Genomic DNA, 12,849 nt, shown 5'->3' with positions numbered 1-12,849 from the left:
CCTTGCTCGCCCCGATGTGGGCGGCCCGAAGCTCGCGCGTTACGCGTTGTCGGCCGCTGGTTTATTCTCCCCTGCATCGTCACTATCACGAATATCGAGCCCGCGGGTTCCATGGTGCCCGGTATGCGCAGGGGCGTGCGGCCGTTCGGCGAAGGCGGGGTCGGGATGTTCGAGCATGCCTTCCCACTTGGTGATGACCGACGTTGCCACGGCATTGCCGACGACATTGGTCGCGGTGCGCCCCATGTCGAGGAAATGGTCGATCGCGAAAACCAGCGCGACGCCCTCGACCGGCAGGTCGAACATCGCGAGCGTCGCGGTGATGACGACAAGGCTGGCGCGCGGCACCGCCGCGATGCCCTTCGACGACACCATCAGCGTCAGCAGGATCAGGATCTGCGTCCCGATCGACAGTTCGATGCCATAGGCCTGCGCGATGAAGATCGTCGCGAAGCTCGCATACATCATCGATCCGTCGAGATTGAAGCTGTAGCCGAGCGGCAGCACAAAGCCCGAGATGCGGCGCGGCACGCCAAAGCGGTCGAGCTGTTCGAAAAGCTTCGGCATCGCCGCTTCGGACGAGGCGGTCGAGAAGGCGATCAGCAGCGGTTCGCGGATATAGCGTATCAACTGGATGATCCGCGCGCGCAGGAAGACCGCGCCGGCAGCGAGCAGCAGCACCCAGAGCAGCACGAGCGAGATATAGAATTCGATCAAAAGCTCGGCATAGGTCGCGAGGATGCCGAGGCCATATTGCGCGACGACCTTGGCCAGCGCGCCGAACACCGCGAAGGGCGCAAGGCGCATGACATAGCCGGTGATCTGCAGCATCAGCTCGGCCAGCGCTTCGGCGCCGCGAACCAGCGGCTTGCCCTTTTCACCCAGCGCGGTGAGCCCGACGCCGGCGAACAGCGAGAAGACGAGGATCTGGAGGACGTTGTTTTCCGCCATCGCCGCGATGACATTCTTGGGAAAAATATGTTCGATAAATTCGAACATATCGAGCTTCTTGACCTCGCCGACCGACTGCGCCGAAGCGGTCATGTCGACCCCGACACCGGGCTGAAGGAGATTGACCATGATCAGGCCGAGGCTGATCGAGACCAGGCTGGCGATGATGAACCAGGCAATCGCGCGTGTCCCGATGCGCCCCAGTGCGGAGCTGTCGCCCATATGCGCGATACCCGCGACGAGCGTGCCGAGGATCAGCGGCGCGACGAGCATCTTGATGAGGTTGAGGAAAATGGTCGCGAGCGTGCCGAAGCTGCGCAGCCAATATTCATAGGCCTGGCTATCGGCGGGGACGGTAACGCGGACCAGATATCCGACCACGATCCCCAGGACCATGCCGATCAATATGTACAAAGTAAGGCGACGCGCCATCCAATCACTCCCCTGTCCCGCCCCGGCGGGCAATTATCGGGCGGGGGTAACAGGGTGTCGCGCCGCGGGCAATCTCAGGTCAGGAAAAACACGATCGCGAAGCAGGTCGAAACGCCGGTGATGATGTTGAGCGGCACGCCGATCTTCACGAAATCGACGAAGCGATAGTCGCCGGCGGCGTAGACGATCGTATTCGTCTGATAGCCGATCGGCGTCGCGAAACAGGCAGACGCTCCGATCATCAGCGCGATCACCAGCGGGCGCGGATCGACGCCGAGTTCGGCCGCGATAGCGAGCGTCACCGGCGTCATCAGTGCCGCGACCGCATTGTTGCTGAGCAGTTCGGACAGGATCAGCGCGAAAAAATAGATACCGAACACCAGCACCCACATCGGCTGTCCCGCGAGCGACGGCTTGACCCAGCCGACCATCATCGCGACCGCGCCGCTCTGTTCGAGCGCCAGCCCGACCGCGAGCATCGCGAAGATCAGGATCAGCACGTCGCCGTCGATCGTCCCCCATGCCTCCTCGCTGTCGATGCAGCGCGTCACGAGGATCACGCCGATCGCGATGATCGCCGCAACGCCGATCGACATGATGTCGAACGCGGCGAGCGTCACGACGCCCAGCATGCAGAGGATTGCGATCCATGCCTTGCGGCGGCGGAACGCGCGCACCTTGGCGAGGTCGGCGCCGATCAGATGCGGATTGTCGCGCAGCGCCTCGACCTCGCGCGGACCACCCGCGACGAGCAGGCGATCGGCGGGGCGGATACGGACGCTGGCAAGATCCGGACCGGGTTCGTGCGCCGGGCGGTCGAGCCCGATGATGCGCGCGCGGACCTTTTGCAGAAAGGGGATGTCGATCAACCGCTGGCCGATCGCGGGATGATTCGACGCAATCATCGTTTCGACGACGACATCGCCCTCGGCGGGCTCGCCGCCGCCGATCCCCAGCCCGAACCGCCCCTGTTCGCGCCAGGTCATCAGCGTTGCACCATCGACGCGGACGATCAGACGGTCACCCGCGGTCAATATCCAGCTGTCGAGATCGGCACCGCGCACCGCCACCGAACCGCGGCGCACGCCGATGATACGACCCGATCGCGGCAAGTCCCTGAACGCCTCGACCGTCATGTCGACAAGTGCATCATCCTCGCCCAGCACCAGTTCGGTCAGATATTGATGCGCGTCATGCGTCCCCGCAGGCCCCCGCACGGGCTTGTCGGAGGGTAGCAGCCACCACATCAGCGCGAGACCGATCATGCCCGACGCCGCGGTGACGAGGCCGATGTGCGTGATCTCGAAAATGCCGAAGCGCTCCATCCCCGCCTGCCGCACAATGCCGTCGACAACGAGGTTGGTCGAGGTCCCGATCAGGGTCAGCGTGCCGCCGAGCACCGCCGCGATCGACAGCGGCATCAGCAATTTTTTCGCGCTGACCCCGGTGACTTCGGCCAGCTTCATCATGATCGGGATCAGCACCACGACGACCGGCGTGTTGTTGAGGAAGGCCGAGGCGAAGAGCGCGCCGACGAGCACCTCGACGATGGCAAGACGCGGATGCTTCTCGGCCCGCTTCATGATCGCATCGGCGACACGCTGGATCACCCCGGTGCGGATCAATGCACCCGACAGCACGAACATCGCGCCGATGACGATCGGCGCCGAGTTCGAGAAGACCGAATACATTCCGTCGGCATCGAGAATGCCGAGCGCGAGATAGGTACAGGCGCCAAGGATCGCGATGACGGTTGCGGGCAATCGTTCCATCAGGAAGCCGACGAACATCGCGGCGAGAATGATCAGCGACAGGACAGCCTGATGGGTTTCGATGAAAGCTCGGACCGCCTCGATCATGTCAACCGTTCTGCGCCCGGTGCAGCAATTTATGGTCGGCGAGCACGAGCGCCATCATCGCTTCGACCACCGGTGCGCCGCGGATGCCGACGCACGGATCATGGCGTCCCTTGGTAACGATATCGGTCGCCTCGCCCGCCTTGTTGACCGTTGGCACCGGGGTGAGGATCGAACTGGTCGGCTTGAACGCGACGCGGACGACGACGGGCTGGCCGGTCGAGATGCCGCCCGCGATACCGCCGGCATTGTTCGACAGGAAATCGGGGCGATTGCTGCCGTCAGTGGCGGGGCGCATCGGATCGGCATTTTCCTCGCCGCGGAGACGCGCAGCGTGGAAGCCCGCGCCGATTTCGACGCCCTTCACCGCGTTGATGCCCATCATCGCGGCCGCAAGGTCGCTGTCGAGTTTGGCATAGATGGGTGCGCCCCAGCCTGCGGGCACGCCGCTCGCGGCGCATTCGATGACCGCGCCCAAGGAACTGCCCGCCTTGCGCGCAGCGTCCATCAAGCCTTCCCAGCGCTGCGCCGCGGCGGGATCGGGACAGAAAAAGGGATTGCGATCAATTTCTTCGAGATCGAAGTTCGCAGGATCGATCGCATCGCCGCCGATTTCGGCGACCCAGGCGTGAATCTGCACCTCGGGAATCACGAGCCGCGCGACGCCGCCCGCGGCGACGCGCGCCGCGGTCTCGCGCGCGCTCGACCGGCCGCCGCCGCGATAGTCGCGGATGCCATATTTGGCGTCATAGGCATAATCGGCGTGGCCGGGGCGGTACGCCTGCGCGATCTCGCCATAATCCTTCGATCGCTGGTCGACATTCTCGATCATCAGGCTGATCGGCGTGCCCGTCGTCTTGCCTTCGAAAATGCCCGACAGGATGCGCACCTGATCGGGTTCCTGCCGCTGCGTCGTATGGCGCGACTGGCCGGGGCGGCGCTTGTCGAGAAAGGGTTGGATATCGGCCGTGGACAGCGAGAGGCGCGGCGGGCATCCGTCGACGACGGCTCCGAGCGCGGGACCATGGCTCTCCCCCCAAGTGGTGAAGCGAAGAACGCGTCCGAAGCTGTTGAAACTCATGACCCTACCCCAAGCGGCCGAATGCGGGTGCATAGTCGGCGCGGCCGCCTTGCGGCCATATAGCGCCCGAGTCCAGCATCATCGCCATCAAATGCGGGCCCGCAAAGGGCGAGACGAAGCGCGCGGCAAGCTCGGGCGCATAACCGAAGCGGGGGTAATAGCTTTCATGACCAAGGACGAAGCCGATCGCCACGCCCTGTCCGCGAAGCGAAACCAACCCCGCGCGGATCAGCGCATCGCCGATCCCCCGCCCCTGAAGGCCGGGCGCGACCGAAACCGGCGCGAGACCCGCGGCCGAAAGCGGCGCCCCGTCGGCCTCGACATCCATCCGGCTGAACAGCACGTGTCCGACGACATCGCCGCCCTGTTCGGCGACAAGCGACACCATGACGTCACCGTCCGCACCCAGCATCCGGACAAGCTCGGCTTCGCCCTGATGACCATATTCGGTCCCGCCGAAGGCGGCGCGGATTAGGCTGTCGATGGCCTCGTCATCCTCCGCGCGTGCGGGACGGATGACGAGCGGATCAGGCAAGCGCGATGTCCGGGGCGTCTTCCTGCTTCATCCCGACGGTGTGATAGCCGGCGTCGACATGATGCGTTTCGCCGGTGACGCCGCCCGACAGGTCGCTCAGCAGATAGAGCGCCGAGCCGCCGACATCGTCGATGGTGACGTTGCGGCGCAGCGGCGCATTATGCTCGTTCCATTTGAGGATCAGGCGGAAATCGCCGATACCGCTCGCCGCCAGCGTCTTGATCGGACCAGCCGAGATCGCGTTTACGCGCACGCCCTGCGGACCGTAGTCGTTGGCGAGATATTTGACGCTCGTCTCAAGCGCCGACTTAGCCACGCCCATGACGTTATAGTGCGGGATCACCTTTTCGGCGCCATAATAGCTGAGGGTCAGCAGCGAGCCGCCGCCCTTGCCCGTTTCGGGGTCGAAGGGCGTCATCATCGCCGCGGCGCGCTTGGCCACCGCGGTGAAGCTGTAAACGCTGATGTTCATCGTCATCAGGAAGTCGTCGAGCGTCACATCGGCATAATGGCCGCGCAGCGCCTCCTTGTTCGTATAGCCGATCGCATGCACCACGAAATCGATCGACGGCCAGCGCGCCGAAAGCGCGCCGAAAGCGGCGTCGAGATTGTCCATGTCGGACACGTCGCAATCGATCAGGAAATCGCAGCCGAGTTCGTCGGCGAGCGGCTTGACGCGCTTCAGCATCACGTCGCCCTGATAGGAAATCGCCAGCTCGGCGCCGTGCGCGTGGAGCGCCTTGGCAATACCCCAGGCAAGCGATTTGTCGTTCGCAAGGCCCATGATCAGCCCGCGCTTGCCCTTCATCAGACCCGTCATTTTTCTTCTCCGGCCGTTTTGGCTTCAAACTTTACATCGTCGACGCGCCCAATAGCGTCGTGGCCCAAATCCTCAACCTCTACCAAAGCGGCATTGAGTTCGGCGCCCATCACCATACCCAATCCGACGAGATAGAAAAAGAAGAGCGCGACCATCACACCCGCAAGGCTGCCGTAAGTTGCGTCATAGCTGAGCAGGCTGGCGAGCAGCGGCGGCAGCGCCAGCGTGACCCCGACCCACCAGAGCGTCGTGAACAGCGCGCCGGGCCATTTGGGGAATTGCCGCCGCCGGTATTTCGACGGAGTCAGGCTATAGAAGAGCATGTAAATCGCGAGGAACAGCCCGAAACCCGATACCCCGCGCGAGATCGCGACGACGCCGACCGATTGATATTTTTCGGGCAGCACGCGCGTAACAAACTGTTCGATCCCGACGATCAGCACCTGCATACTGAACGACAGCAGCATCAACACGACCGCGCCGGTGATGATACCGATCGACAAGAGCCGATAGTGGAAAAAGCCCTTGGAAAAATGCGTGCCATAGGCGCGCCGCAAGATGTCGCGCACCGTCTCGATCAGGCTGCCCACCGTCCACAGCGCGACGAGCGCGCCGAGCCAGAGGAAGATGCCGGTGCGCGCGGTCATCACTTCGCGGATCGGCCCCGACAGCGCCTTTGCAACGGTTGGCGGCATCGTCGAGAAGACCGCCTCGATCGCCGCTTCGCCGCCGCTGCTGCCGCCAAAGAGCGACAGCGCGGCGGCGAGCAGGATGAAGAAGGGGAAGAGCGCGATCAGCGCCAGATAGGCAAGATTGCCCGCATGAATGAAGCCGTCGGTATAGGTGCCGACGACGACGCGGCGGACGATATGATAGGCGCGCGTTCCCGGTCCGAGCTGTTCGCGGCCGCGTGCGATGACGCCCTCGGCGCGCGCGCGCAGCTTGACGCGCTTGGCGCGTTCGGCCCGCGCTTCGGGCGAGTGGGGCGAATGGCCTTCCGCCAGAAATTCCTGGCCCACCTCTTCGGCCACTTCGCGCTCGAGTGCGGCGACGATCTTCTTTTCGCTGGCGTCAGCCACGCGTCACACGCCAAGCTCCGCCCGCACGTCGCGCGGATCGGTCCATTCGCTGAGCAGCTTGATCAGCGCCTCGTCGTCGGCGGGCAGGTCGACCATCAAACGGACGAGCTGGTCGCCGCGGCCGCCGCTCTTCTGACTGAACCCCTTTCCTTTGAGGCGCATCACCTTGCCGGACGAGGAACCCGCCGGGATCGACAGCATGACGGGGCCGTCGACGGTCGGCACCTTGATCTTGGCGCCCTTGACCGCCTCGTTCAGCGTCACCGGCAGGTCGAGCCGGATATTGGTACCCTCGCGCACATAAAAGGGATGATCCTTGACGGTGATCGTCACGATGCCGTCGCCGGTGCCGCCGGGGCCCTGCTGCCCCTTGCCGGCGAGGCGCATCTGCGTCCCGGTTTCGACCCCGGCGGGCAGCTTCAGGTCGATCGTGCCGCCGCCGGCCAGCGTGATGCGCTGCGGCGCCTGCGTCGCGGCGTCGATGAAGGATACCGAAAGGCGATAGGCGACATTGGCGCCCTTGGCCGACGGCGCACTGCGCCCGCCGAAACCGCCGAACGGTCCGCCGCCACCGCCGCGGCCGCCGAATAGGCCTTCGAAAATGTCGCCGAAATCGGCGCTTTCGTTGCCGAAGCCGCCCTGCCCGCGCGGATCGCCGCGAAAACCGCCGCCGCCATAGCCGAAGGGCATCGCGGGATTGCCGTCGCCGTCGATTTCGCCGCGATCAAATTGCGCGCGCTTGGCCTTGTCGGACAAGAGGTCATACGCCTTCGTCACGTCGGAGAATTTCTCCGACGCCTTCGGATTGTCCTTGTTCTTGTCGGGGTGCAGTTCCTTGGCGAGCTTGCGATAGGCGGACTTGATTTCCGCATCGCTTGCACTCTTCGCAACGCCCAGGGTGGAATAGGGATCGGCCATCTTGCTCCTGTAGCCCGATAAGTGACTGGGCGTGAAGCCCGATTGCGTGCGCGATGTGGGAATGTCCAGCGAGGCGGTCAAGTTCCCCATATCGCGCTCGACCGCGCCCGCGTGCCGCATTATGACCGCGCGGATGAGCGACGATCCCTTTGCCCTGTTCGACAGCTGGTTCGCCGAAGCGCGCGCCAGCGAGCCCAATGACTCCAACGCGATGGCGCTCGCAACGACGACGGCCGACGGCCATCCGTCGCTGCGCATGGTGCTGCTGAAGGGGCATGGGCCGGACGGGTTCGTCTTCTACACCAACCTCGACAGCCGCAAGGGCAATGAACTGGCGGCAAACCCGCATGTTGCACTGCTCTTTCACTGGAAGTCGCTGCGCCGACAGATTCGCATCGAGGGGCCGGTCGAACAGGTCGATGACAGGGTCGCCGACGCCTATTTCGCGACGCGCAGCCGCGACAGCCAGCTTGGCGCCTGGGCGAGCGACCAGTCGCGCCCGCTCGACGCGCGCGCCACCTTCGAGGCGCGCTTCGAGGAAATGCAGGCGCGTTTCGCGGGACAGGACGTGCCCCGCCCGCCGCGTTGGTCGGGCTGGCGCGTTAATCCTTCGCGCATCGAATTCTGGCAGGATCGCGCCCACCGGCTGCACGAACGCACGCTGTTCGAACGCGCCGGCGATGGCTGGACGAAAGGATATCTATATCCATGAGCGCTGCACGCCGCCTTCCGATCAGCCAGGTCGACGCCTTTGCCGACCGGCCTTTTACCGGCAATCCCGCGGCAGTGATGCCGCTCGAGGAATGGCTCGACGATGCGACGCTGCAAGCCATCGCGGCCGAGAACAACCTTGCCGAAACCGCCTTCCTGATCCCTGACGAGAGCGGCGAGGCCGATTATGAGCTGCGCTGGTTCACCCCGACGATCGAAGTCGCGCTGTGCGGCCATGCGACGCTGGCAAGCGGGCATGTCCTGCTTTCAGCAGCGCAATGGCGCGGCGACATGCGCTTTCGCACCCGCAAGGCGGGGATCTTGACGGTCGCGCGCGACGGTGACGACGACGACCAGGACCGTTACCGCATGAAGCTGCCCGCCTATCGCGCGGCCGCGAAGCCGATGCCCGATATCGCGCGTGCCATGGGCGGCGATGTCGTCGAAACGCTGTGGCACGACGGCGGCTATGCGCTGATCGCCTATCGCAGCGCCGAAGACGTGCGCGCCCTGACGCCCGATCTGGCCGCACTGAGCGAAGGCGACATCCTGTACATCGCGACCGCGCCCGGCGCGGGCGACCCATCGGGCGCCGATGTGGTCAGCCGTGCCTTTGCACCGGGTGCGGGAATTCCCGAAGACCCGGTGACCGGTTCGGCGCACAGCGTGCTGACGCCCTATTGGACGACGCGCCTCGGGCGCGACCATTTCGCGGCCTATCAGGCGAGCGCGCGCGGCGGCCATGTCGGCTGCCGCCTCGACGGCGACATGGTCGAACTCAGCGGCACCTGCGTCACCACATTGGTTGGCGATTTCCTGCTCTGATGCTCGAAGCGGCGCCGATCGGCGCCGCCGTTTCAAAGCGCCTCTGTCAGGTCGGCGAGATGCCGGCGCAATTCGGGGAACTGGTCGTCGGTCGTCACGCCCAGCCGCACGATCGTCACCCGCTGCGACGGCGACACGATGATATATTGCCCCTGATGACCGATGCACGCGAACAGGTCGTTCGGCCCCCGGTCGGGCCATAGCGCGGGGGTCACGCCCGCGGGCCGTTTCCGGTTGAGCCAGATATGACCGCCATAGCCGGCATCCTTGCCCGAGGGCGTCAACATGAAGCGGATCCAGGTTTCGGGTAGCAGCCGCTGACCGTTCACCACGCCGCGATTGCGCAGGAATTCGCCGAATTTCGCATAGTCGCGCGCCGTTGCGTGCATGATCGACCCGCCGATCATCGTCCCGCGCGCATCATATTCGGGTGTCAGGCTGGTCATCCCGAGCGGTTCCACCAGCCGGCCGGCGATAAAGTCGCGCATCGCGTCACGCCGCGCATCGGGGTTTCGCGACGGCGTCAGCGTGTCCGCCAATATATCCGACAGGATCACGCTGGTCGCCGAGCTGTAGTTGAAAACCTCGTCGGGCTGCGCGGCCGCCGGCTTCGCTTCGGCGAAACCCGCCATATCGTCCGCCGCGCTGCCGAACAACATCGTCACCGTGTCGCCCTGCCACACCGGGTCGCCATTTTCGACATGCTCGAGCCCCGACGACATGTGGAGCAGGTGGCGCAGCGTGATCGCGCCGCGCGGATCGCCGCTACGCTGCCAGGCGGCGACGGGCGCGGGTCCGTCGAGCGACAATTGGCCGTCGGCAACGAGGAAGCCGGTGAGCACCGCGGTGATGCTTTTCGCCATCGACCAGCTGATCAGCTTGCTGTCGGCACCGAAACCCGCGCCATAGCGTTCGTAAATCAGCTCGCCGTCGCGCAGCACTAGGAGCGCGCGCGTCTGCCCGACGTCGTCGGCATCGCTGAACAGCGCGTCGGCGCGGGTCCGGATCGCCGCGGGCAAGGCGGGCAGCGCTTGCGGCGTATCGGCCGCAGCGATATTGTCGATCGAAGCGCCGAATTTCGGCGCGGGCGATGCGGGCGCCATATTGCCCTGCCCCGCCGCCTGCGTGAGCGACCAGGCACCCAGCATCGCGAGGGCGGCACTTGCCAGCAGCCGTTTTTTCGTGATCATGGCATGGGTGACTAGCACCAACCCGACCGGTCCTTCAACGGGCGAGGCAACGCCCGCAGCTCCGCCGCCGGCCGCTCCCGTCCCGCCGCCTGCCGAAAAGCCCAAAGGGCCAAGCCGTTCGGGCGGCTGCCTGCCGTGGGTGCTGGCGATCGCGGTCCTGTTCGGCATCTTCGCGGTCTGGAAATTCCCCTCGTTCAAGGCGCAAGCCGAACTCGGTTCGGCCTATGCCGCGCGCATCGGCTGTTCGTGTCGTTATGTGCAGGGGCGCAGCCTCGACAGCTGCCAGGGCGACTTCGAACCGGGGATGGAAATGGTTTCGCTGAGCGAGGATCCCGCGACCAAAACGGTCACCGGGAGCGTCCCGCTGCTCGCATCGCGCTCGGCGCGCTATGCAGGTGCGAGCGGTTGCCTGCTGTCGCCCGAAAACTAGGGTCAGAGGTACAAGGCCAAAGCACGGCCGTTGCCAGCAACATTCCCTACTCCGTCTCTTCCCATGCCGCGGGCAGGATCGCCGATACATGACGGCGGCGCCACTCGCCCGGCGACATGCCAAGCTTGCGGCGAAAAATGGCGCATAGGTGCGCGTGGCTGGAAAAGCCCGTGGCAAAGGCGATCTCGGCGACCGACAACGGCCGGTTCATCAGGAACCAGCAGGCGCGGCGTAACCGCTGGCGCAGCATATATTGCGCCGGGGTCAGGCCCGTCGCGCGCGCAAAATGGACGATCAGGCTGTTGACCGACATGCCCACCCCGGCCGCCATTTCCTCGACCGACAGTGACGATTCGAGCTGGGTCTGGATATAGGCCATCAGATCGTTGATGCGCGCGACCATCGCGGGCGGTTCCGGTCGCACGACCATCCCGTCGAGCGTTTTGGCAAGGATCGATATCAGCGGGTCGGCAGCGCCGGCGTCCCCGCCAAGCAGGGCGCGCACGAGCGCGGCAAGCGCCAGGTCATAATGCGCGGCGAGCGCACGCGTATCAGGCGTCACCGTCAGCCGCGATATCGGGATTTCCACCTCGACATAGCGGACCGCCCCGCCTTTCGCCTCGCCATGGTAGCGACGCCCGGCTGGCGCCAGCCACATTTCACCCGGCAGGGGATCGCCCAACGAGGTGCGCTGCCCGTCGAGCCATGTTTCGAGCCAGTGATAGCTGCCCGCCTCATATAGATAGAGCGCATGGACATCGCGCTCGATCGTCCAGCTAGACGGCCCATCGATCCGGTCCACGATCGAGGCGACCTTGAGTCCACCCACTTCCATGACGCGATTATGGCAAGAATGGGAGAATCTGAAAGCCTGCTATCTTTGCGAATTATATGGTTAAATCGCCGCTTCAAAATCCCCGATCGTCGATGATCGTCGGGCAAAAACCGTTGCGGACGAGATCATAAGTGCGCCCTGCGCACGCAACCCAGACCCCCCCCAAGGCGGGCGGCGAATACGCCGCCCGCCACCTTTTTAAACCGACGAAAACAGCGTCTTGCTTCAATTTGCCGCGAGGAACGCGTCCATCGCGGCATTGACCGCATCGGGGGCGTCCCACGGCACGAAATGGCCGCTGTCAGGCACCTTGACGATCGTCACGCCGGGAACGAGCTCCGCCATCCCGTCGAGGTTGCACGGCGGCAGGGCAACATCGTCGAGCGCCCAGATGACGAGCGTGGGAATAGCGAGTTTCGGGAACGGAACCGCGGGCGGTTCGGCAAAGGGTTCGTCCATCGCGGGGACGTTGATCGGCGAACCGCGATACCAGTTGATCATCGCGCGGCAGGTATCGCGATCCTCCCAGTCCTTGAGCAAGCGGCCGATTTCGTCGGCAGGCTGGAGCCCCCCGCTCGGCACGCGCCCTGCAAAGGCGTGCGCGAGAATACCGGCAATGCCATGCTCCTCGATGATCGCGTCGCTCGCAGGATCGCGGAAGGTACGGATATATTGGCTTGCGGCCCGCTGCTCGGGATCGACCGCGAGCAGGCGACCGAAGATGCCGGGATGCGGCGCATTGGCGATGACGGCGCGCGTCACCCGGCCCGCCCATGCGGGATGCAGCCCGCCCGGCTGCCCGCCAAGCGCCACACCCCAGGCGATCGCGCCGCCCCAGTCGTGCCCGACGATGGTGAACTTCTCGACCCCGAGCGCGTCGGCAAGCGCGAAGATGTCGGCGATCAACTTGTCGGGGGTGTAGGATTCGACATCCTGCGGCTTCGACGACCCGCGGTAACCGCGCTGGTCGGGTGCGATGCAGCGGAAACGGTCCGCAAAATGCGGCAGTTGATAGCGCCAGGTCCGGTGCGATTCGGGAAAACCGTGCAGGAACATCAGCACCGGCGCATCGCGCGGCCCCATGTCGACCACGTCGAGTTCGACCCCGGTCGAAAGCGCCACGCGTTGCTGTTCGAAATCGCCGATCATCCATTCCGCTCCTTTGGTTTCTTTTCAAAACCAATCT

Annotated in this window: 13 protein-coding genes; 3 read left to right on the top strand and 10 right to left on the bottom strand. The window is 64.9% G+C overall.

The window, feature by feature from the left end; all coding sequences use genetic code 11:
- Positions 1-39 precede the first annotated feature (39 nt).
- The 7 genes from VGU00_RS09065 to VGU00_RS09035 form a co-directional block, all read right to left on the bottom strand.
- On the bottom strand, positions 40-1,383 hold the full coding sequence (locus tag VGU00_RS09065; RefSeq protein ID WP_327467684.1) for a dicarboxylate/amino acid:cation symporter: 1,344 nt from the start codon (positions 1,381-1,383) through the stop codon (positions 40-42).
- 74 nt (positions 1,384-1,457) lie between these two features.
- Entirely contained in the window at positions 1,458-3,242 is a 1,785-nt protein-coding gene (locus VGU00_RS09060) for an SLC13 family permease (RefSeq protein WP_327467682.1), read from the bottom strand.
- A gap of 1 nt (position 3,243) precedes the next feature.
- On the bottom strand, positions 3,244-4,320 hold the full coding sequence (gene aroC, locus VGU00_RS09055; RefSeq protein ID WP_327467680.1) for a chorismate synthase: 1,077 nt from the start codon (positions 4,318-4,320) through the stop codon (positions 3,244-3,246).
- Between the two features lie 4 nt (positions 4,321-4,324).
- Positions 4,325-4,855, bottom strand: a complete 531-nt coding sequence (locus VGU00_RS09050) for an N-acetyltransferase (RefSeq protein ID WP_327467678.1) — start codon at positions 4,853-4,855, stop codon at positions 4,325-4,327.
- The gene (locus VGU00_RS09045) at positions 4,848-5,675 is read right to left on the bottom strand and encodes an SDR family oxidoreductase (RefSeq protein WP_327467676.1); all 828 of its coding nucleotides are present in this window, start codon (positions 5,673-5,675) and stop codon (positions 4,848-4,850) included. The genes VGU00_RS09050 and VGU00_RS09045 overlap by 8 nt, the downstream gene beginning before the upstream one ends.
- Complete coding sequence (locus VGU00_RS09040) at positions 5,672-6,754, bottom strand: YihY/virulence factor BrkB family protein (protein ID WP_327467674.1); 1,083 nt, start codon at positions 6,752-6,754, stop codon at positions 5,672-5,674. The genes VGU00_RS09045 and VGU00_RS09040 overlap by 4 nt, the downstream gene beginning before the upstream one ends.
- Before the next feature lie 3 nt (positions 6,755-6,757).
- On the bottom strand, positions 6,758-7,672 hold the full coding sequence (locus VGU00_RS09035) for a J domain-containing protein (RefSeq protein WP_327467672.1): 915 nt from the start codon (positions 7,670-7,672) through the stop codon (positions 6,758-6,760).
- A gap of 133 nt (positions 7,673-7,805) precedes the next feature.
- On the opposite strand from VGU00_RS09035, the gene pdxH reads away from it, so the two are divergent.
- Together pdxH and VGU00_RS09025 are read left to right on the top strand one after the other, a co-directional pair.
- Complete coding sequence (pdxH, locus tag VGU00_RS09030; protein ID WP_327467670.1) at positions 7,806-8,384, top strand: pyridoxamine 5'-phosphate oxidase; 579 nt, start codon at positions 7,806-7,808, stop codon at positions 8,382-8,384.
- Positions 8,381-9,208, top strand: coding sequence for a PhzF family phenazine biosynthesis protein (locus VGU00_RS09025; RefSeq protein WP_327467668.1), 828 nt, complete (start codon positions 8,381-8,383; stop codon positions 9,206-9,208). The genes pdxH and VGU00_RS09025 overlap by 4 nt, the downstream gene beginning before the upstream one ends.
- A 32-nt stretch (positions 9,209-9,240) precedes the next feature.
- Here the strand turns inward: VGU00_RS09025 and VGU00_RS09020 are convergent, their stop codons facing one another.
- Positions 9,241-10,398 carry a serine hydrolase gene (locus VGU00_RS09020; RefSeq protein WP_327467666.1) on the bottom strand — a complete coding sequence of 386 codons (1,158 nt, stop codon included), beginning with the start codon at positions 10,396-10,398 and terminating at the stop codon, positions 9,241-9,243.
- Between VGU00_RS09020 and VGU00_RS09015 the strand changes: the two genes are divergently transcribed.
- Positions 10,397-10,828, top strand: a complete 432-nt coding sequence (locus VGU00_RS09015; protein ID WP_327467664.1) for a hypothetical protein — start codon at positions 10,397-10,399, stop codon at positions 10,826-10,828. The two genes, VGU00_RS09020 and VGU00_RS09015, sit on opposite strands and share 2 nt — an antisense overlap.
- A 46-nt stretch (positions 10,829-10,874) precedes the next feature.
- Here the strand turns inward: VGU00_RS09015 and VGU00_RS09010 are convergent, their stop codons facing one another.
- Together VGU00_RS09010 and VGU00_RS09005 are read right to left on the bottom strand one after the other, a co-directional pair.
- A complete protein-coding gene (locus VGU00_RS09010; RefSeq protein ID WP_327467662.1) occupies positions 10,875-11,663 on the bottom strand; it encodes an AraC family transcriptional regulator in 789 nt (262 codons plus the stop codon).
- A 225-nt stretch (positions 11,664-11,888) separates the two neighbouring features.
- Positions 11,889-12,812 (bottom strand): alpha/beta hydrolase, encoded by a 924-nt coding sequence (locus VGU00_RS09005; protein WP_327467660.1) that lies wholly within the window; start codon positions 12,810-12,812, stop codon positions 11,889-11,891.
- Positions 12,813-12,849 lie beyond the last annotated feature (37 nt).

The sequence above is a fragment of the Sphingopyxis sp. genome (assembly GCF_035944815.1).
GTDB lineage: Bacteria > Pseudomonadota > Alphaproteobacteria > Sphingomonadales > Sphingomonadaceae > Sphingopyxis.
The sequence above is the reverse complement of the archived record's forward strand: the minus strand, read 5'-3'. Positions and strand labels throughout refer to the sequence as shown.

Excerpts from the sequence above, each read along its gene's own strand:
- VGU00_RS09065 (WP_327467684.1), bottom strand. The coding sequence starts at position 1,383 with ATGGCGCGTCGCCTTACTTTGTACATATTGATCGGCATGGTCCTGGGG.
- VGU00_RS09060 (WP_327467682.1), bottom strand. The coding sequence starts at position 3,242 with ATGATCGAGGCGGTCCGAGCTTTCATCGAAACCCATCAGGCTGTCCTG.
- aroC (WP_327467680.1), bottom strand. The coding sequence starts at position 4,320 with ATGAGTTTCAACAGCTTCGGACGCGTTCTTCGCTTCACCACTTGGGGG.
- VGU00_RS09045 (WP_327467676.1), bottom strand. The coding sequence starts at position 5,675 with ATGACGGGTCTGATGAAGGGCAAGCGCGGGCTGATCATGGGCCTTGCG.
- VGU00_RS09035 (WP_327467672.1), bottom strand. The coding sequence starts at position 7,672 with ATGGCCGATCCCTATTCCACCCTGGGCGTTGCGAAGAGTGCAAGCGAT.
- pdxH (WP_327467670.1), top strand. The coding sequence starts at position 7,806 with ATGAGCGACGATCCCTTTGCCCTGTTCGACAGCTGGTTCGCCGAAGCG.
- VGU00_RS09025 (WP_327467668.1), top strand. The coding sequence starts at position 8,381 with ATGAGCGCTGCACGCCGCCTTCCGATCAGCCAGGTCGACGCCTTTGCC.
- VGU00_RS09015 (WP_327467664.1), top strand. The coding sequence starts at position 10,397 with ATGGCATGGGTGACTAGCACCAACCCGACCGGTCCTTCAACGGGCGAG.
- VGU00_RS09020 (WP_327467666.1), bottom strand. The coding sequence starts at position 10,398 with ATGATCACGAAAAAACGGCTGCTGGCAAGTGCCGCCCTCGCGATGCTG.
- VGU00_RS09010 (WP_327467662.1), bottom strand. The coding sequence starts at position 11,663 with ATGGAAGTGGGTGGACTCAAGGTCGCCTCGATCGTGGACCGGATCGAT.
- VGU00_RS09005 (WP_327467660.1), bottom strand. The coding sequence starts at position 12,812 with ATGATCGGCGATTTCGAACAGCAACGCGTGGCGCTTTCGACCGGGGTC.